Annotated in this window: 17 protein-coding genes and 4 pseudogenes; 11 read left to right on the top strand and 10 right to left on the bottom strand. The window is 37.6% G+C overall.

Annotation, left to right across the window (positions count from 1 at the left end; all coding sequences use genetic code 11):
• The coding region (locus tag JCM14108_RS11660) for a replication initiator protein A (RefSeq protein ID WP_035181019.1) at positions 1-744 on the bottom strand (744 nt) is incomplete at its 3' end.
• A 566-nt stretch (positions 745-1,310) separates the two neighbouring features.
• On the opposite strand from JCM14108_RS11660, the gene JCM14108_RS11665 reads away from it, so the two are divergent.
• The 3 genes and pseudogenes from JCM14108_RS11665 to JCM14108_RS16145 all read left to right on the top strand — a co-directional run.
• Complete coding sequence (locus JCM14108_RS11665) at positions 1,311-2,096, top strand: ParA family protein (protein WP_035181021.1); 786 nt, start codon at positions 1,311-1,313, stop codon at positions 2,094-2,096.
• A gap of 6 nt (positions 2,097-2,102) precedes the next feature.
• Positions 2,103-2,318: a hypothetical protein gene (locus JCM14108_RS11670; RefSeq protein WP_035181022.1), complete on the top strand. Its 216-nt coding sequence runs from the start codon at positions 2,103-2,105 to the stop codon at positions 2,316-2,318.
• Positions 2,319-2,479: 161 nt separating this feature from the next.
• A pseudogene (locus JCM14108_RS16145) lies at positions 2,480-2,833 on the top strand (transposase); the annotation flags it as partial.
• 51 nt (positions 2,834-2,884) lie between these two features.
• On the opposite strand, the pseudogene JCM14108_RS11685 reads toward JCM14108_RS16145, so the two are convergent.
• A pseudogene (locus JCM14108_RS11685) lies at positions 2,885-3,254 on the bottom strand (type IV secretory system conjugative DNA transfer family protein); the annotation flags it as partial.
• Between the two features lie 462 nt (positions 3,255-3,716).
• On the opposite strand from JCM14108_RS11685, the gene nrdD reads away from it, so the two are divergent.
• The 4 genes from nrdD (at position 3,717) to JCM14108_RS11705 (ending at position 7,901) form a co-directional block, all read left to right on the top strand.
• A complete protein-coding gene (gene nrdD / locus JCM14108_RS11690) occupies positions 3,717-5,906 on the top strand; it encodes an anaerobic ribonucleoside-triphosphate reductase (protein WP_035181025.1) in 2,190 nt (729 codons plus the stop codon).
• Positions 5,884-6,471: an anaerobic ribonucleoside-triphosphate reductase activating protein gene (nrdG, locus tag JCM14108_RS11695; protein WP_003551187.1), complete on the top strand. Its 588-nt coding sequence runs from the start codon at positions 5,884-5,886 to the stop codon at positions 6,469-6,471. Before nrdD ends, nrdG begins: the two co-directional genes overlap by 23 nt.
• 476 nt (positions 6,472-6,947) lie before the next feature.
• Positions 6,948-7,580, top strand: coding sequence for a recombinase family protein (locus JCM14108_RS11700; protein ID WP_035181026.1), 633 nt, complete (start codon positions 6,948-6,950; stop codon positions 7,578-7,580).
• Positions 7,581-7,613: 33 nt separating this feature from the next.
• Complete coding sequence (locus tag JCM14108_RS11705) at positions 7,614-7,901, top strand: BRCT domain-containing protein (protein ID WP_035181028.1); 288 nt, start codon at positions 7,614-7,616, stop codon at positions 7,899-7,901.
• Between the two features lie 300 nt (positions 7,902-8,201).
• Here JCM14108_RS11705 and JCM14108_RS11710 read toward each other — a convergent pair.
• Both JCM14108_RS11710 and JCM14108_RS11720 read right to left on the bottom strand, forming a co-directional pair.
• Positions 8,202-9,289 (bottom strand): IS3 family transposase gene (locus JCM14108_RS11710; RefSeq protein WP_152536945.1). Its coding sequence is split into 2 segments (ribosomal slippage): positions 8,202-9,055 and positions 9,055-9,289, totalling 1,089 coding nucleotides; the frame shifts between segments, so codons are not numbered across the junction.
• 238 nt (positions 9,290-9,527) lie between these two features.
• On the bottom strand, positions 9,528-9,854 hold the full coding sequence (locus JCM14108_RS11720) for a hypothetical protein (RefSeq protein WP_235807036.1): 327 nt from the start codon (positions 9,852-9,854) through the stop codon (positions 9,528-9,530).
• A 61-nt stretch (positions 9,855-9,915) separates the two neighbouring features.
• Between JCM14108_RS11720 and JCM14108_RS11725 the strand changes: the two genes are divergently transcribed.
• The 4 genes from JCM14108_RS11725 to JCM14108_RS11735 all read left to right on the top strand — a co-directional run bounded on the left by JCM14108_RS11725 (position 9,916) and on the right by JCM14108_RS11735 (position 12,323).
• The gene (locus JCM14108_RS11725; protein WP_035181034.1) at positions 9,916-10,845 is read left to right on the top strand and encodes an IS30 family transposase; all 930 of its coding nucleotides are present in this window, start codon (positions 9,916-9,918) and stop codon (positions 10,843-10,845) included.
• A gap of 176 nt (positions 10,846-11,021) precedes the next feature.
• Positions 11,022-11,186, top strand: a complete 165-nt coding sequence (locus tag JCM14108_RS14395; RefSeq protein WP_003688746.1) for a DUF2933 domain-containing protein — start codon at positions 11,022-11,024, stop codon at positions 11,184-11,186.
• An 18-nt stretch (positions 11,187-11,204) separates the two neighbouring features.
• On the top strand, positions 11,205-11,501 hold the full coding sequence (locus JCM14108_RS11730; protein WP_002817475.1) for a hypothetical protein: 297 nt from the start codon (positions 11,205-11,207) through the stop codon (positions 11,499-11,501).
• A 381-nt stretch (positions 11,502-11,882) separates the two neighbouring features.
• The gene (locus JCM14108_RS11735; RefSeq protein WP_035181037.1) at positions 11,883-12,323 is read left to right on the top strand and encodes a NusG domain II-containing protein; all 441 of its coding nucleotides are present in this window, start codon (positions 11,883-11,885) and stop codon (positions 12,321-12,323) included.
• Between the two features lie 119 nt (positions 12,324-12,442).
• Here JCM14108_RS11735 and gshAB read toward each other — a convergent pair whose 3' ends face one another.
• The 6 genes and pseudogenes from gshAB to JCM14108_RS11765 all read right to left on the bottom strand — a co-directional run bounded on the left by gshAB (position 12,443) and on the right by JCM14108_RS11765 (position 19,090).
• Positions 12,443-14,710, bottom strand: coding sequence for a bifunctional glutamate--cysteine ligase GshA/glutathione synthetase GshB (gene gshAB / locus JCM14108_RS11740; protein WP_003678278.1), 2,268 nt, complete (start codon positions 14,708-14,710; stop codon positions 12,443-12,445).
• A 176-nt stretch (positions 14,711-14,886) separates the two neighbouring features.
• Positions 14,887-15,702, bottom strand: coding sequence for a TPM domain-containing protein (locus tag JCM14108_RS11745; RefSeq protein WP_035181040.1), 816 nt, complete (start codon positions 15,700-15,702; stop codon positions 14,887-14,889).
• A gap of 12 nt (positions 15,703-15,714) precedes the next feature.
• Positions 15,715-16,301: pseudogene (locus tag JCM14108_RS11750) on the bottom strand (LemA family protein).
• A 197-nt stretch (positions 16,302-16,498) separates the two neighbouring features.
• Positions 16,499-18,416, bottom strand: a pseudogene (locus JCM14108_RS11755) (copper-translocating P-type ATPase).
• Positions 18,413-18,685, bottom strand: coding sequence for a cupredoxin domain-containing protein (locus JCM14108_RS11760; protein ID WP_035181042.1), 273 nt, complete (start codon positions 18,683-18,685; stop codon positions 18,413-18,415). Before JCM14108_RS11760 ends, JCM14108_RS11755 begins: the two are co-directional and overlap by 4 nt.
• Before the next feature lie 33 nt (positions 18,686-18,718).
• Positions 18,719-19,090 carry a cupredoxin domain-containing protein gene (locus JCM14108_RS11765; protein ID WP_100070905.1) on the bottom strand — a complete coding sequence of 124 codons (372 nt, stop codon included), beginning with the start codon at positions 19,088-19,090 and terminating at the stop codon, positions 18,719-18,721.
• Between the last annotated feature and the right edge of the window lie 12 nt (positions 19,091-19,102).

Genomic DNA, 19,102 nt, shown 5'->3' on the forward strand with positions numbered 1-19,102 from the left:
TGGTTCTAAGAAAACCGGGAAGCCACTGACTTGATCAGTTAAGAAGTCATTAGCATGGGTCACTAAATCCCGGTTTTGGGTTTCTAGTTCTGCTGGTGAAAAATGGGCTGTGGAAAAGTCCAACTTTTGAGTATCTATATTGTATCTATTAGTATCTAAATTATTAGTATCGTTTAGATTGTGTTTCATTTTGAAACTTCCGCTTGTATCAAGGGATTTCGGCTCTTTTTGTCGGGGTTTCATTTTGAAACTTCCGCTTGTATCAAGGGATTTCGGCTCTTTTTGTCGGGGTTTCATTTTGAAACTTCCGCTTGTATCAAGGGATTTCGGCTCTTCATTAGTAATCTTTTTTTTGTAAATGTCTTTAGTTGTAACTTCGAGGTCAGCTAGATAAAGATGATTTGGTAGATTCTTCTTTTTCTTCGGATCAAATCCTAAGTTAACTTGATAGAGTAACTTTGCCCTTTCTAATTCTTTTTTTACTTTAACAATTTTCGCATTGCCCCAGCCAAATAAATTATGAAGCTCTTGATTTGTGAAAATGAAATAGACTCGATTCTTCTCATCAATCCAGTTGTTTCTTAATGAGTAATCTAGACGATCACGTAAAATCATATATCCTAACTTAGCACTATCACTTAGCTTTTTGTATTTTTCTCCGTATAGTAAAACTTGTGGGAATTGAAAAAAACGGGTTTCATAAGCTTTTTTTGATTCAATAAAATTAAAATTTGTTTGATCCATAATAAAACTCCCCTTCATTGACTTGTACATGCTGTCTTCAAAAAGAGTTGCTAAAACATCAGACTTGTTCTAAAATACAAATTTGATATGCTCTGACTGAATTATAAAGCATCATTGGCAGTGAGGACTTTGTAAATTCACCAGCATGTGTTTGTTTGTGAGTTGCAATTCGGCAACTTTTTTAATTTTTAAGAACTAAAAATGGACTAAGTAGTTATTAGAAGCTACTTAGTCCATTGGTCTTATCTTTGTTTTAATTAGTTTACCTTTGCTTGCCCCTTAAGGTTTGCTTGCGGTATAATTAGTACGTAAACAAGATTACAATTTGTTCAAGCAATTTTAACTTGGCGGTGAAAATTGCTTGGATAGGTAGCTGTAAGATAGCTACTTGTGAATACTGCAAAAATCCCAATCCCGAGTGATTGGGATTTTTATTTATGAACAAATCATATCATTCTGCAAAGGTTAAGTAAACAATTTTGTGAATATGATTTATGATTAATCACATAAAATTTGTGATTAATCATAAATCATGATAAAATACCTATGTAAAGGTAGGTGCTACTATGAATGGGAAAACACTATTAAACTTCAACTTTAAGGGCGGCGTTGGTAAGACCACCTTGACTGTAATGGAAACCTATTTATTGGGTCAAGAGGGGAAAAAAGTACTACTAATAGATTTCGATCCCCAGGGAAATGCAACTGAAATTATGAAGGAGACTTATAAAGCCGATTTAAAGCCGGAACTTTCATTATATGAGGGCCTTCTTGGAGGGAATTTGTCTAAATCTATTGTATCTGTTACAAACCAAATTGATATGATTCCTACAGATTGGACATTGTCTTTATGGATTGGTGCTGTAGAAAAAGTTAGTCGGGTTAAACGTAATATTCTATTACCACAAATGCTTTCAAAATTAAAACAAAATTATGATTATATTTTTATTGACGTACCACCAACAATAAATGTCTTTACTAATAACGCAATCATGGCTTCAGATTTCATCTCAATTGTCTTACAAACTCAAAAGCAGTCATATACAAGTTCTTTAAAAACAGCTACGCATTTAGGTGAACTACGTGAACAATACAATGGAAGTTTTCAGTTAGTTGGTGTCATATTGTACTTAATGAAGCCACGTGCAAAAGTTGATACTGAAATTTCTGCACAGGCAAAGGACTTTTTTGGCGAAGGGGTTTTTTCAAACTCAATTAGAACTCAAGAACGGGTTAAAACGTTTACTAATGAAGGAATACGGAATAAAGACCATTGGGATAAAAGAGCAATCCAAATGTACCAAATGGTCCTTAATGAACAACTACTTAGAATTCGACAGTTAGAGGAGTAATTTATCATGGCAGAAGATTTTTTAAACAAAGTTAGTAAAAAGGCATCTGAACAACTTGAAAATCTAAAAAGTCCATACCAATTCGAAACGGAAAAAACTAAAACTGTTCAACTTCGCATGAGCACATATAAGGAAGTTAAACGCATCGCTTTTGAGAATGACGAAAAAATTGTTGATGTTTTAGAAAAAATTATTCGTGAAGGCCTTTCCCAACGTAAATAAGATTGAGCTTAATTTATGTATTACTGATTGTGTGATTTATGATAAAAGATTAATCTTTATCATAAATCACACAATCAGTAAACCGCTCCTATACTGAAATTTGGTACCAAAATCATTAGATTTTGTGTCATAATGATAAAAATCAGAATAGGAGTTTTTTTATGAAATATTATTCAGACGAATTTAAAAACAACATCGTTAAGCTTTATCACAATGAAAATCGTTCAAAAAAATCCTTAGCCAATGAATATGGGGTTCATCCAACCACCATCAGTCATTGGATCAAGCGGGCCATTCACATTACGACAGCCAACGTTTATGAGCGCGACGGCGCAGCAGCCCTATTGGCTTTAAACTTAGAGCAGTTTCATTTAGTTAAACGGGTGATGGCCGATGGTGGCTACACCGGAGAAAACTTTGCGGTTTTGGTTCAAAGTATGATTGGCGCTGAAACCATCATCGCGAAGCAAAGTGATTTGAAGCATGGGCGAATAACCCCACAACGTTGGGTGGTTGAACGATCCTTTATTGAAACGTTATTAAAGATTAAAAACAGGTTATTAGGCACTAAACCAAACATTTTTTACCTTCAGCATTTTCACTTTGTACGATCTTAGTGGCCACGATTTCAGCTTAAATATCTTGCTGAATATAATCAAAGGGATTGTAACGGTCACTATGTGCCATATTGGCAAAGTTCACGTCATGGACTTGATAACCTTGGGCCAATTTGACCCCAGCGGTTTTTTCATATAATTCACCTTTCGGATCGGTGACGACAATGCTGTTTTCCGTTCCGTTAAACAGGTTTGTAATCACGACCGATTGAGTTTTATATGAGCCGGGGCCCCCAACGACAAAGATATTCCGATTGGGTTTGGTACTATTATTTTGGTAAACAGTCTTCTTATCCACGTTAAACTCGCTTTTTTGCATAGAAGTATATCAAAAATCATAGATCTTGGACAGCTTCTAAGAAGTGGACTCGGTTAAAGTGGAATCCGTTAAACATGATGAATTATCCTAATCAGGTTATTAGCCCAAGTTTAAAACACATGACGCTTTTATCAACAAATGAACTACTCATTGGCAGTCTGGTTTATATGGTCATCTTTTTGGGAATAAGCTACTCTGTCTTTAAGCGTCGAAACGTTTAGTCAAAGGAATTGGCCGATAAAAATTAATAATTGATTGAGCACTTAAACCGTCAGACATGTCCTTGAGATGTGTCTGACGGTTTTATTATGAAATTGTTGGCAATTTTATGGCACAACATGTAGTGCGTTGGCAATGCATAACACATATATATTGTGTTTTAAAGTCTTTTTTTCAAATAATTTTCAGCTATACTAAACAATGTTAACTATATTTTCGAGTTTACCCAAAGGAAGGGATTCTATGGATTACATTAAGACTGAAGCAACAAATCAAAACGATACTAAACTTCGCAGTCTAACTGTGATCAAGGCTGACGGGGAAAAGTGTTCTTTTTACCCGTATAAAATTAATTTGGTCATTGAAGCACTTACCGATGAGACGGATGTGCAGGAAAAATTAAAACAGCAAATTTTTGAACGACTTTCATCCTTCGAAGAAGAACTGACGTCAAAGGATATCAGAGATAGTTTTAAAGCAGTTCTTTCAGAAATGGGCCGTGGTGATTTGGTTGCCAGTTATGACCAATATCGCTTAAAAGATGAAGCCAAGTGGCAGGCAGCGATTAATCCTTCAACCAAGCTTAACCAGTTATTTGATAAAAGTGACACTGTTGTTCACGAAAACGCAAACAAGGACAGTAATGTGTTCAGCACCAGGCGAGACTTGACTGCCGGAATGGTCGGTAAATCTCTTGGTCTCACGATGATGCCTGAAACTGTTGGTAAGGCGCATTTGCGAGGGGATATCCATTATCACGATCTGGATTACTCACCGATGACTGAAATGACTAATTGTTGTTTGATTGATTTTAAGGGCATGCTGAACAATGGATTTAAAATCGGAAATGCCGATGTCGAGCCACCTAAGTCGATTCAGACAGCAACCGCGCAAATGTCTCAAATTATTGCGAACGTTGCTTCCAGTCAATATGGTGGCTGCTCAGCAGACAGGACCGATGAGCTGCTGGCACCATTTGCTAAATTAAATTTTGAAAAACATCTGGCAGATGCCAAACACTGGATTGCCCCTGATAAGCAGGAGGCTTTTGCAAAAGAAAAGACTAAAAAAGATATTTATGATGCTATGCAGGCACTGGAATATGAAATTAATACATTATTCTCATCGAATGGTCAGACGCCGTTCACAACGGTTGGATTTGGTCTTGGGAGATCATGGATTGAACGCGAAATTCAAAGTGCTATTTTGAAAGTCCGGATTAAAGGGCTGGGGAAGCAGCATCGGACAGCTATTTTTCCGAAATTGATTTATACCCTAAAAAAAGGATTGAACCTCAAACCCGATGATCCCAATTATGATATAAAGCAACTCGCCATTGAATGTGCCACCAAACGGATGTATCCGGATATCTTGATGTATGACAAGATTATTGAATTAACAGGTAGTTTTAAAGCGCCGATGGGCTGTCGAAGCTTTTTGCAGGGATGGCATGATGAGAACGGAAAAGAAGTTAACAGTGGCCGAATGAATTTAGGCGTTGTCACAATCAATTTACCAAGAATTGCGATTGAATCCCATGGGGATAAAGCTGTTTTCTGGGAAATCCTGCAAGACCGATTGGAAATTGCTAAAAAGGCTCTTCTTAATAAAGTTGATCGTTGTAAGCAGGCAAAGCCCAAAAATGCGCCCATTTTGTATCAGTACGGTGCCTTTGGTAAACGGTTAAAAGATACGGATTCCGTGGATGAGTTATTCACGCATCGGCGGGCTACGGTGTCATTGGGTTACATTGGATTATACGAAGTCGGAACTGAATTTTATGGACCGGATTGGGAACATAATCAAACAGCCCACAAGTTTACCGTATCGATTGTAAAATGCCTACATGATTATTGTGCAAAGTGGGAAGATCAATACGACTATCATTTCAGCGTCTATTCAACACCGGCTGAATCATTGACAGATACCTTCTGTGAGCTGGACACTAAAAAATTTGGGAAGATCAATGACATTACATCTAAAGAGTACTACACAAATAGTTTTCATTATGATGTACGAAAGAATCCAACACCGTTTGAAAAGTTGGCTTTTGAAGAGGCTTATCCAAAATACGCGGCCGGTGGTTTTATCCATTACTGTGAATACCCTAATTTGAAACAGAATCCGGCTGCTTTGGAGGCCGTTTGGGATTGGGCATACAATCATGTTGGCTACCTTGGAACCAATACGCCAATTGACCACTGCTATAAATGTGGATTTAATGGTGATTTTAAACCAACCGCCAGGGGATTTGAATGTCCGGAATGCGGAAATCGTGATCCCAAGACCTGTGATGTTGTTAAGAGAACCTGTGGCTACCTTGGTAATCCGCAAATTCGGCCAATGGTACACGGGCGACACAAAGAAATTGCATCCCGAGTTAAAAATATGAGGTTAGGTGATATGAACGATGGCGGAAACTCGAAAAATTAGGTTACCAAATGACCCGAAGCCCAAGCAGTGGTTGGCAAAGGATCGCAGCCAGCAGTACATTGCCAGTTACAAGCCTTTTAATATGGTGGATGGTGAAGGCGTTCGCTGCAGCCTGTATGTTTCCGGCTGTCTATTCAACTGTCCCGGTTGTTATAATAAAGTCGCCCAAAACTTTCACTATGGTCACCCGTATACTAAGGAATTGGAAAATCAAATCATTAAGGATATGTCTGAAAGTTATGTTCAGGGATTGACATTACTTGGTGGAGAACCCTTTTTAAATACTCAGGTCTGCATTAAGTTAGCAAAAAGGATTCGAGCAGAATTCGGGCATACAAAGGATATTTGGTCCTGGACAGGCTATAAATGGGATGAATTAATGAAGGAATCTGATGACAAGCTGGAATTGCTAAGCTATTTGGATATCTTGGTTGATGGGCGTTTCTTATTGGCTAAGAAAGACCTGACACTTCAATTTCGTGGCAGTTCAAATCAGCGAATCATCGATGTACCCAAATCATTAGCAGAAAAGAAAGTTGTGATTTGGGAAAAATTAGTTAAATAAAAACAGCAATCGGTCAAAAATGCCATATGATGATCAACACTATTCGTTGATGCTCATATGGCGTTTTTCTCATTATGGTGCAGTTCTTATACTTATAGCCAGAATTAAATAGTTGTGTCCCGGTCCTTCAACTTTGCTTTTGATAGTCTTAATCTCTTTTAAGGATTCTTGTTTGTTTCTGAATAATTGGAAAACCTATAAAGCTTTGTTTATTTTTGGATAAGTGCAAAGGTGGAATAGCTAAAATTTTTATTTTGCTATATAGGGAGTTATTCTTTCAGCTATCACTTGTTAGAAAAATTATTTTCTTTTATTAATTTGTGTTAAATTAGAGTGTACCCTGAGGGAACGTTTTGTGTTATAATGAAACTAGCTTAAAAAGAGCAGGAAAATAAAGACGTTTGACCTGTTTTTTTATTTTTGCAGCATGTGTTAATTCTACATGTTCATTCTGGTTTTTAGAAAGAGGTCGCAAAATGCAAGTTGGGTATGCACGAGTCAGTACTTTAGATCAAAATTTGGAGAGACAGCTGACTAGTTTAAAAAAAGCTGGCGCGAAAAAAATTTTCCAGGAAAAAATCTCCGGGAAAGATACTAATCGTCCCGCTTTGAAAAAAATGCTAACTTATATCCACGAAGACGATCAAGTGATCGTTTTGAGCTTAGATCGGCTCGGACGGAATAATCAAGATATTTCAGAGATCATTGAGTACATTGAGCATAAAAAAGCGGTACTGCGGGTGTTAAATTTACCGACCTTTGATAATGTCCAAGATAAAAATTTACAGCGGCTCTTGACCAACCTAGTCTTAGAGATCTACAAATACACTGCCGAAAATGAACGGACCCAGATCCGGGAACGGCAACGTCAGGGGATTGAACTGGCTAAGCAACGTGGTATTTATCAAGGAGGCATCCCCCAATACACGGTTGATTCCAAAAATCCGCAAAAAAGACATACTTATGAACGAATTGTTGAGCTTTTACACGCTAAACAACAGGGTCAAAAAATCACGATTGCCGAAATTGCGCGTGACAACGGGGTTTCACGTAATCTAGTTTATAAAATTCAAAAGCAACTGGTACAACCACAGGTACACCCAGATTAAAATTAGGCCAAAATTTCAGGGAAGGTGATCTTGATGTATGACTTACGCCAGAAACGCATTCTTTTTACTGGTGAATTGAATTCCTTAACGCGCAAACAAGCTCAGCAGTTGGCCCGTAGTTTAGGAGCAATTCCTGTCAATAATCCGGCTAAAACAGTCGACTACTTGATTGTGGGAAACATCAGCAAAAGCTTTGACCAAGAGTTAACCACTAAAAAATTGAAATATGCCCAGGCACACTTGATCCCGCTCTTAAATGAACACACCTTTTTGACTTGGTGTGCTTCACGGATGACTTTTTTACGTGATCGGATCAATTAAAAAATGACTGCCAAGTTTAACGACAGCTTACTAACTGATTTTAAAGAAGGAGATTTTAGCATGAAAATTATTACGGTCGAAGAACATTTTGAATCCAAAAAGATCAACCAAGCAATCAGGGCTCCTATGTCAAGTTTACGGACGTAAAAATGCGAACACTGCTTCAATTTTATCGTTTAATCCAATTTTTAAAGTAATTTACTTTCTCTGAGTGTCTTTCGCTAAAATTATCGATCCATTATCAAATTGGGGGTACCACAAAAAACACTTAAAAATCTAATTTTTAAGCGTTTCTAGTAGCTACGCTACTAGTGAAATTCGGTCACTATTATACCAACGAATATATTGATCCAAACCCGCTATGGCTTCATAGCTATTCTGAAAATTTTGAGAATTCACGTATTCACGTTTTAAAATTGAATGGAAGCTTTCAATACGAGCATTATCGCCAGGGCAACCTTTATGGGAATAAGAATGTTTGATTCCCGCTGCCAATAAAGTATTTTCAAATAGTTCACTAGTATATTGGCTTCCCATGTCACTGTGAATAATACTTGGTAGTGTATCACGATTTAAAATCATTTTAACGGGAGCCGTCGCAAGCTCTTTAGTCATTTGCTCATGTATTTTATAAGCGACAACCTGTCGGGTCTTCGGATTATAAATACTTGCTAAATAAATCCAGTCATGTTTAACCGGAATATAAGTGATATCAGTTAGCAAAACGCCTGTCTGGTCAGTTAGCTGTTTAATTAGGTTAGGGCGTTGCTCATAGGCCGTATGAGTTTGTGGTTTATTAGTTTTTTTGAGCATACGTGATTTTATACCTAATTCTTGCATTAGCCGATAAACCAGCTTTTGACCAACTTTTAGATTAACAGTTTGCTTGAGCGCTAGTGTTAACCTGGGGTAACCATACATTGGGTATTTTAGCCAGATTGTTAATAATTGCCGTTTTATGAGTTGCCGCCGACAGGCGGTTTGACTGGGTTGCCAATGACAATAGCCATAATAGGTTGAGCTTGGAATTTCTAAAACCTTCAAAATATTAGTGATGCGGTGCTTAGCTTTTAAATTAACTGCGACGACTTTTAAAACTGCTAGTCGTCCTTGGCAAATTAATTTTTTGCCAACAACACCGCTGCTCGTTTTAAAATATCAATTTCTTCTTTTAATCGTTGATTTTCCTTGATTAGTAGGCGTTCACGACTTGAAAGTTCGTCAGTATTTTCAGGATCACCTTGTTTAACCCATTTGGTAACGGTTGAAACACTGACATTATATTCTTTAGCCAAAGAATTGGCCGAACGGCCAGTTTGATGTAAGGCCACGATAGAATTTTTAAAATCTTCTGAATATCGACTGGTTAATTTTTTGATTATGGGCATAATAAAAACTCCTTTAATGTATTATATCGAACAATTTGTCCGTAATTACATCATAGGAGCCCCTTAAAAAATATAAAAAAGGCGCAACCGCTAAGTTAGATTGTTGCCTTCTCTTCTGTAGAGTTTTTGAAAGTTGTAGATTATAATTTGGAGAATCCTAATGGACATCTATAAACCTGGTTACATGACAAATGCAAAAACGGCCATTAGGGTATGCCCTAATGGACATTGAACTAACTTAGCGAAAAAGAAAAAATTCACCTTCCTTTAGCTGATCTGTATTTAATCTTGAATCTATAACGTTCTGATCTCCATTTGCCATTTTCAATAGATCTTCTTTGGATATAAACTTTGAATGAAAAGAAGCTTCTTGATAGGCAATTTCCCAATCTCTCAAAATATTATAATCTTCTGAAAACTCTATGTTCTTTTTTACACCCTCAAAATCTGGAAATAATTTGGTGCTGATGGCTCCGTTTTCTTTTAAACATTTTTGTAAATAATTTCGATCCCTTTGCGGTAGTTTGTGGTAGATTGTAAAATTAATCCGACGCTGTTCGGACAAAAAAGATCAGCTTCCCTTAAAATGGTGTTTACCACAAACACATCTTTTAGGAGCTGATCTTTTGTCTAGTATAACCTATTCTGAACGAATTAAAATCGAAACCTTTTGTGAACTAGGCCTGTCCAATATCCAAATGAGCGATCGCCTAAAACGATCACCTGCCACAATTTCTTATGAATTAGCTCGATGTGAACCTTACCAGGCCGAAGTGGCCCAAACAGATGCCGAATACAAGCGGTCACGATGTGGCCGAAAGACTAAATTGAATGACAAATTAAGGCAAATAATTTTAAACCATTTACGGCTAAGTTGGTCACCAGAAATGATAGCTCACGAATTTAAACTAGCGACTAAATCAATTTATAATTGGTTAAATCAAGGGAAAATTGAGTTTTCTTTAAATGATTTGCCTGAACATGGCGTGCGCCAACGGCGTAACCTTGACCAACGTTCTAAATATAATCAATCATTAGGACGGTCAATTGAACAGCGACCCATCGTGGTTAATCGACGTAATCGCATCGGTGATTTTGAATTAGATACAATTGTTGGCCCCCGTGGGCATAGTAAGGCAGTTTTATTAACCTTAATCGATCGCAAATCACGTTTCCTTTGGGCCTACCGATTAAAAAACTGGACAGCAGTAACTGTTAATGAAGCCCTAAATAAGTTTCTAGCAACTTTTAATGGCCCGGTGCATAGTTTTACGGTGGACCGTGGCACTGAGTTTAGCGGTCTAGTATCACTTGAAGCACAATACGGTATTAAGACCTATTACTGCCATGCTTATACGCCAGCTGAGCGCGGCAGTAATGAACGATTTAATCGGAACTTACGCTATTTTTATCCTAAGGGGACTTATTTTGAGCACATTAGTGCTCAAGGCTTGAAAACCACCTTACTCGAAATTAATCAGAGACCACTTAAAATACTTGACTGGCAAACACCTTATCAGGTCATGCTGACCAATTTGTCAAAAAATTCGGATTAAATTTGCAATCTACCGGACCATTAAATCTGGTTTGTAGGAAACAAAAACACGACACTCATTTGAATGTCGTGTATACATAATAATATTCATAACTATGTAAAAATTCCCGACAACATAAAAACAACACACTTCCAATTTATACTTATTATAGAAACAAAGCAAAAGGAAGTGAAACTATGTCACAATGGATTCTGATAGCCCTTTTTCTTCTAGCACACCCACTCATGATGCTATTTATGCACAAGGGTATGCACGGTGGCTCTGGTAGTATGGGCGGCTGTGGAAACAACACTCAACAAAATTCCAATAATACTGAAAAGCCACGTAAAAAAGTCAATTAACTTGGGGGTATATATTATATGAAAATATTAACTGGTAGTCGCGGTGATGAGGTCCATGAACACCTTTACGAAAATGGTCAAAGACGGGTTGGTCATCGTATACTAAAGAAAAATACAGTGACAAACAACGGAGAATTTCACCCTGTACCTGGAAATATAGTTCTCATTCCCTTAAAAGGGACGGTGAAACTGACCACACCAGATCAAGAATGTACAATCAAAAATGGTCAACTTGCAATACTTGGACCAACTGATAGTTTTTACTTAACTGCAATTGATGATGTTGAATTTGTCGGTGTTGTTGATATTAAATAGCTCAAAAAGAGTGTCACATGGCACTCTTTTTTATATATGCTGGCTTCTCCATATTTACGACACATATGACTATTTTAATAAAGTGTATTTCAAAAAAATGGAGGAGACAAAGTTGAAATTAACGCAGAGAAATATGCCTACTTTAGTTACCGCACTAACATTAACAGATGTTACACTCTCCACTGAAAAAAACTGCTTGAGGCAGCAACAACTTGGACTACAGTTTTTTATAAAGTTGATGCAACTACTGTTAATCAAGAGGATTTTAGCACTAAGATTGGTCTAAATAGCCTACAGTCTGATGGATCTGTCGACTCGATCGGTAATTACTCTTATACTTTGCCTGCAGTTCGCGTCTTTTAACTAGGTTGTTCACTGAAGATGTTTAAAAATCTAAAACAGCAAATACGCCCTTGGGACTACATAATCATTTTTATACTACTTGTCGTTTCTTTTATCCCCTTGATTATATTTGGATACTCTCAGAAGCAACAGATGACCACCGCGACTAATAATGCTAAACCAACCACCTATGCTGAAATTTCTGTTGACAAAAAAGTAATAAAGAAAATTAAGCTCTCTCGCAAAACACAATACCAATTATTTACATTACACCCACACCCCGGTGAATATAATATTATAGAAGTTAATGGAACACATATACGCGATAAGGAAGATAATACACCTGATCAAATTGCCGTTAATACTGGTTGGATCAGTAAACCGGGACAACAAAGTATTTGTCTACCTCACCGTCTGATCATAACAATCAAAAGTAGTAATAATACCAACACTCAAGATAACTCACTTGTAAGGCCATGATCAAAATACTATGTAATCATGATTAATCATTTTAAAAAGCAATCATAATTCTCAAAGTCGGGAATTGTGATTGCTTTTTATTACACGCTGATTATTATTACCAATTATGAGATGCAGTCTTATAAGTCATTTAACTGCGGAAATAAGAATTCAAGCACATCTGCAGTTACTCTATGCTTTTGGCCCTTATAAGGGTAACAGTGCATATCCATCATTGGATTATAGTTGGCCTCAATAATCGAATAGGACTCGTGATCAGAAACGGGTACTGATCTATCAGGAATAATCAAATCAATTCCGCATATTTTTGCACCTAAACATTTTACAGCAGCAGCAGCTTTTTCTTTGTAGGTAAAATCAATTTGATCAGTTACATCAACAGAGTCCCCACCAGAACTAATATTCGAATTTTTCCTAAGATAGATACGCTGACCACTCATCGGAATTGAATCAACCGTAAACTGCTGACTTTTTAATGTCATTTGTTCGACCATCCCTAAAGAAATCTTAGTAAGCGGTGTTCGATCATTCAAACCACGCAAGACGCTCTGATTTTTGATTGCAACTAATTGTTTTACCGTATGGTGTCCATCACCAGTAACATTAGCGGGAATTCGTAATAAGACCGCTTTTACCTTATCATCAATTACTAAAAACCGATACTCAGGTCCAGCAATGAAGCTCTCAACTAGTACGGTCGAACACTCGGCAAATGCGCGTCGAATCGCTTGCGAATAATCAACCAGCGATGGAGAAAGTTTAAACACGGTAACACCTCTACCGTAATTAGCCGACTGCGGCTTGATCACAATTGGATTGCCCATAAATCTCGGATAAGCCGCTAAAGCCATATTCATGCTAATAAATTCAACTCCGGCTGGAGCATTAAAACCTGACGTGGTCAAAATTTTTTTGGTAGCTGTCTTATTCTTCATGATCAGCGGCACAATATAACTATCTCGGCTTGTCATATTTCCATTCTTGACATATTCAATTTGGTGACTCAACTGTAGCTTTAATAACTGATCATTTTCATCGATCACATCTACTGTAATACCTTTTTGAATGGCATCAAACATTAAAATTTGTGTTGATAGTTCCATATTAGTAAAACCATTTAGCTGATATGGAATCTGCGTAATAACCTTACGATTCTCTAATCCGTTGGCTGTTGCAAAAACTGATTGGTTAATAGTCATTAGTTGCTTCACCATTCGGCCACTAATCGTTTTTGCAACATCTGTCAATCCATTTTTGGCCTGCTGTAGTACCCTTTCATAGCCTTTTAAATCCAACTGTTGTGCCATTCTTTTCATTAAATCAATTATTTTAAGGCCGTTTGTTCGATAACGAGTTGGCGTCAATGGTGACTCAAGTGCCACCTCATTATTGATTTGATCACCGGCCATTATCCAATCATTACTAGTTTCCTTTTCGTCCGTCCAAAGCATGAACAACATAAATAGTTCCAGAAATACGATTTGATTTTCACTAACCCCATAACGTTCAAACGGATTGATATCAATATTCCTTAATTCCAAATAATCAACGCTCGCTTGTTGGTCAATTGTCTGTTCGCTTCTACGTAACCTAATTGGTGAATAGAACTCTTTTTCCTTAATCAAATGACCTTCACGTATTTGCGTTTCTATATCGGCAAAATAAGTTTGTAAAGATTCAAATGATACTTGAACATTGTTTTTATTACAATAGCCAAACTTACTATTTCTGATACTCCGTACTTCCGTTTGTGGTTGCTCATCATTTGATTCAAAATAATTGGATTCAGCAACAGGACTGGCACCAAATAGATAGGTAATTAACCAGCGGTAATGAAGGTAGTTACGCGCCGTTTTAAGATAGAGTATATTTTTAAAGCATTTAAAATCAGTTACCTCACTTTGGTGCTGATACAGTTCTTCGACCAATACAGTCGGAAATTCAAAGTTAAAATGTAGCCCACTAATCATCTGTTTACGTCGACCATATATTCTAGCCAAGTAGCGGCGATATAAAACACCTTGAAAATCAGGCAATTTGGCTAACTTAATCTCATCATCGCGGATTGGAAGCTCCGGTGGCATACTGAGTGGCCACAACATTTCATTTGCTGGCATTGATTGATAGGTAACATCATGTAAAGCAGCTAACCAACGAAATAAATCATTCACCGTATTCACTACTGGCGTTACAATTTCTAATTGAGTCTCAGCAAAATCGGTACGGATATAAGGATGGAATTGGCGGCTACCAAGTACGTTTGGATGATTTGTAACGGCTAATTTTCCGTTCAGGCTTACGCGTTGACTTTCTCGTTCCACACCAATTCTTGAATGTGATATTGCGGCTATGTTTTGCGCCTGCTGCAATAATTCGCTAAAAATCATACACTACTCGCTTCTCTCTTTTTCTAATTTTATTTTTAGAAATTATGAAATAAACAGCTTTACATTCAATTCTGCTATGGTACGACGACGTCTATTAAAGCAAGTTCTAAATAAAATTATGATTCTATTTAAGTGATAATCATCCAAAACCATTAACCATACACCAATCTCATGACCTAAATACTTGCACCACCGCCACCAGATGAACCGCCACCGCTAGAAGAACCGCCGCCACCAGATGAACCGCCACCGCTAGAAGAACCGCCGCCACCGAAACCACCAAAATGATCATTGTTATTAAAGAGCCAGGCTAAGATGGACCATAATTGCCAACTGCGCCCCCAAGGACTGAACATAAATCCAATAACAATAATCAGGCCAACAAGTTGTAGAATATTCTTCACGTTGAAAATACTACGATTGGAATTCATCCTATTTTGATAACCCTTATCAGATTTTCTATCATTCTTGTATCCGTAATGCCTGTCGACCAATGTTGTGATACTACTGAACGTTTTTTGCAATCCCTGATTGACAGTCTCAGTTGAGGTAGATTTTAACTGACTTTTATTACTGGCTAAAATTTGTCCAGCCTGGCTATCTGTGACGACATCTTCTAATCCGTAACCTACTTCAACACGAACATTACGCTTCCCATCATTTAAGGCATAAAGAATTAAAATACCATTATCCAGTTTTTTTTGACCAATACCCCACTTTGAAAATAAATCGGCCGCATATTGATCGACATCAGAATCACCAGTAGATTTTACTACCGCCAACATAATTTGCGGTTTGTCCTTGGTTTCGGCATATTGTTGATTCTTTGTACTAACCAAATCTTGTGTCTGTGAATTTAGTAAATTTACTTGATCAAAATAATTATCAGTCGGTATGCTAGGTAAACTGGCCGCCTGGACAAAAGTTGTTTGAAGTAGCAGCAAAAAAGGTAATAACAACCATAGCCACGCATTCGTTCTTTTTCGGTTCACGATGTCCACTTCCTAGTTGTCTAAATCAACTTTAGGTGCCTTATCAGCATTCGAATTTGCTTTGAATTCAGCTTTCTGGCCTAAACCCATCGTAGAAGAAAAATATTTTTGGGAAAAGTAACTACATTTTGATTGTAAGTCTTAACTTGTTGAATATACCGACGCCGCTCAACCGCAATGCGATTTTCCGATCCTTCCAGCTGGGTCATCAATGTCGCAACATTAGCATTCGACTTCAAATTAGGATAATTTTCTTGGATCACATTGATTAAAGTACCAACTGAACTATTGATTTTATTATCGGCCTTGGCTTTTTCTTTAACTGTTGTTGCGCTACCGTAACTTTTCCGTGCATCAGCAATCTGACCAAAAACTTTTTGTTCCTGACTCATGCTGCCCTTAACTGCACTTACTAAGTTAGGAATCAGGTCGTAGCGGCGTTGCATCACATTTTCCACTTGACTCCATTGCGCCTCGACTTCTTGATTCTGTTTAGCCAAACTATTATAGGTTTCAACACTTATTGCACCAACGGCCGCAAGCGCTATTAAAATCACGCCTAAGCTAATCCACCAGGTTCTAAATCTTCGCGATTGCATTTTTCTCATCCTCTCAAAAATACGCTAAGTTATTTTTAACGAAGTTCTAGAAAATCTAAATGATCTAACCATGTTTATAGACCATTCAATAAAAGGATTCCAACAAATACAGCTATAACAGTATAGACAACTGCGACCACTACAGTCAGCACCGTTGCTTTTTTTGAATTTTGATTTTCCACTTTGTATCCTCCAATTTACGCAGTTACCGTAGTTAATTTGGTTCTATTGAGCATCAATGAACTGGCAACAACTGATAATGAACTTAATGCCATTCCTAGACCGGCTAATTCTGGACTCAAGATCAGCCTAGTCCAACAAAAATACCAGCAGCAACGGGGATACCTAATGAGTTATAAATGAACGCCCAAAACAGATTTAACTTAATTCGATTAAACGTTTTTTGACTCAACTCGAGTGCATTGACAACATCTAACAGATTATTCTTAACTAAGATAATGCCACCAGATTCAATTGCAATATCCGTACCAGAACCCATGGCAATGCGACATCAGCGGTTGTTAATGCTGGCGCATCGTTAATACCATCACCAACAAAGGCTACTGGTGCTTGTTGTTGAAGTTGTTTAACGTGATCAGCCTTATCGCCGGGTAAAACATCAGCAATGACCTCATCAATGCCAACCTGATCAGCAATTGCACGAGCAACTCGTTCGTTATCACCAGTCAGCATCACCGGACGTAGGCCACGCTTCTTAAGTGCCGCAATTGCTGTAGCCGAGCTTTGCTTTGGTGCATCCTGAATAGCAATTAACCCGATAATTTCATTATCGTAGCCAACGATCACTACGGTTTTAGCTTCGCTTTGTAGTTGTACCATCTTAGCCGTTAATTGATCGGTAAGTTTATAATTATCAAGTAACTTATCATTACCAATAAAGGCTTCTTTACCATTGATTTGTGCCTTGACTCCCTTACCCTCAATCGCTTTGAAACCTTGTGCAGTATTGGGAGTGATGCCTTGCTCTTTAGCCTTTTCTAAAACAGCCGCCGCCAAAGGATGCTCCGAAGAAATTTCTAGATTGGCTGCCACATTCAATACCGCTTGCTCATCGCCAACAATATCCGTCACCTTTGGTTTACCCACAGTGATTGTTCCTGTTTTATCAAAAACAACTGTTTTGATCGTATTAACTGCCTCTAGCACTTCACCGTTCTTAATCAGAATCCCCATCTTTGCACTCCGCCCTGTACCAACCATTAGAGCTGTGGGGGTAGCAATTCCTAGTGCACATGGACAAGCAATAATAATCACAGAAACAGTAAATAACATGGCAGTCACTACACTAGCTCCAAGTAAAACATACCAAACGAAAAAGGCCAGAATAGCGATAATTAGAACAGCGGGAACAAAAATATCAGAAATTTTATCAACGGTTTTTTGAATCGGTGCATGACTTGTTTGAGCCTTTTTGACCATCTCAACAATTTGCGCCAATAATGTATCATCACCAACCTTACTAGCTCTAAACATAAATGTTCCTGTACTATTCATTGTTGAACCAATCACTGAATCGCCAACTTTTTTCTCGGTTGGCATGCTTTCACCTGTAACCATCGACTCATCGATTGTTGAACTACCCTCGGTAATAACACCATCTACAGCAATTTTTTGACCTGGTTTAACGCGAAGAATATCACCGACAACAACTTCTGCCATTGGAATTTTTACAATCTCACCATTGCGCAAAACCTCTGCCTCTTTTGCCTGTAAATCTAGTAACTTAGCTACTGCACCTGATGCACTACGTTTCATATTTTCTTCAAAAACTTGTCCTAATAGAATTAGTGTAATAACAAGTGCTGCGTCTTCAAAGAAAACATCTTGGTTATTAAACATTGCATAAATGCTGTATAAATAGGCTGTTCCAGTCCCAATCGCTACTAAAGTGTCCATATTAGCATGGTGGTGCCGAAATGATGCCCAAGCACTTTGTATAAATGCCCGACCAGAGACAGCCATTACTGCGGTTGTCAGTAGAAACTGCGTCCACATACCTCCTGGTAACTCAAAGCCAAAAGGACTAGCAACCATATTTATTAATATTGGAGTGGAAACAATCAAAGAAAATATAAATCGATTTCTTATATTCATTTTATAACCACCTTTCCGTAGGCCATATCCATACCACAATGAAATTGATATTCGCCGGCCTTATCAGTATTAATTGAAAAAGTTTGTTGTTCATTTATTGGCAGAAATCGTTTGATACCAAGTTCCGGCAAAACAATTGTATCGACACAGCCTTTTTCGCTGATTCTTTTAAAAGTGATTTCTGCAGGGATCCCCTTGATTAGTTCTACAGCATCTGGATGATAGCCACCATCAACGATTACCATAATGCTTTGTTTCTTATCTGTCATAACGATTACCTCCAATATTTTTAATAAGCTTGCTTATTTTACAATTACTTTTCCATGAAACATATTCATTCCGCAAGCATAGTCATACTCACCGGATTTACTTGTATCAATATCGATCACATGATCCTTATTCTGTGGTAAAAATTCATTGATACCAAAATCTTCAAAAACTACTTGCTCCAAGCAACTAGATGGATCTTTACGATTAAAGGTTATTTGGGCAGGAACTCCGCGCTTCAAAATTACGGTACTAGGCGTATAACCACCACTAACAATCACATTGACATCCTGTCTATTATCCGTTATATCTGCCGCAACCTCCTTAGCTGTATGTTTACCGAAGAACCACCAAACAATAAATCCAACTAGCAAACCAGCTACTATTGTTACCAAAATTTTATCCATGATCAGACTTCC

Origin of the sequence: Lentilactobacillus farraginis DSM 18382 = JCM 14108 (assembly GCF_000583655.1) — a bacterium.
GTDB classification, from domain to species: Bacteria; Bacillota; Bacilli; order Lactobacillales; family Lactobacillaceae; genus Lentilactobacillus; species Lentilactobacillus farraginis.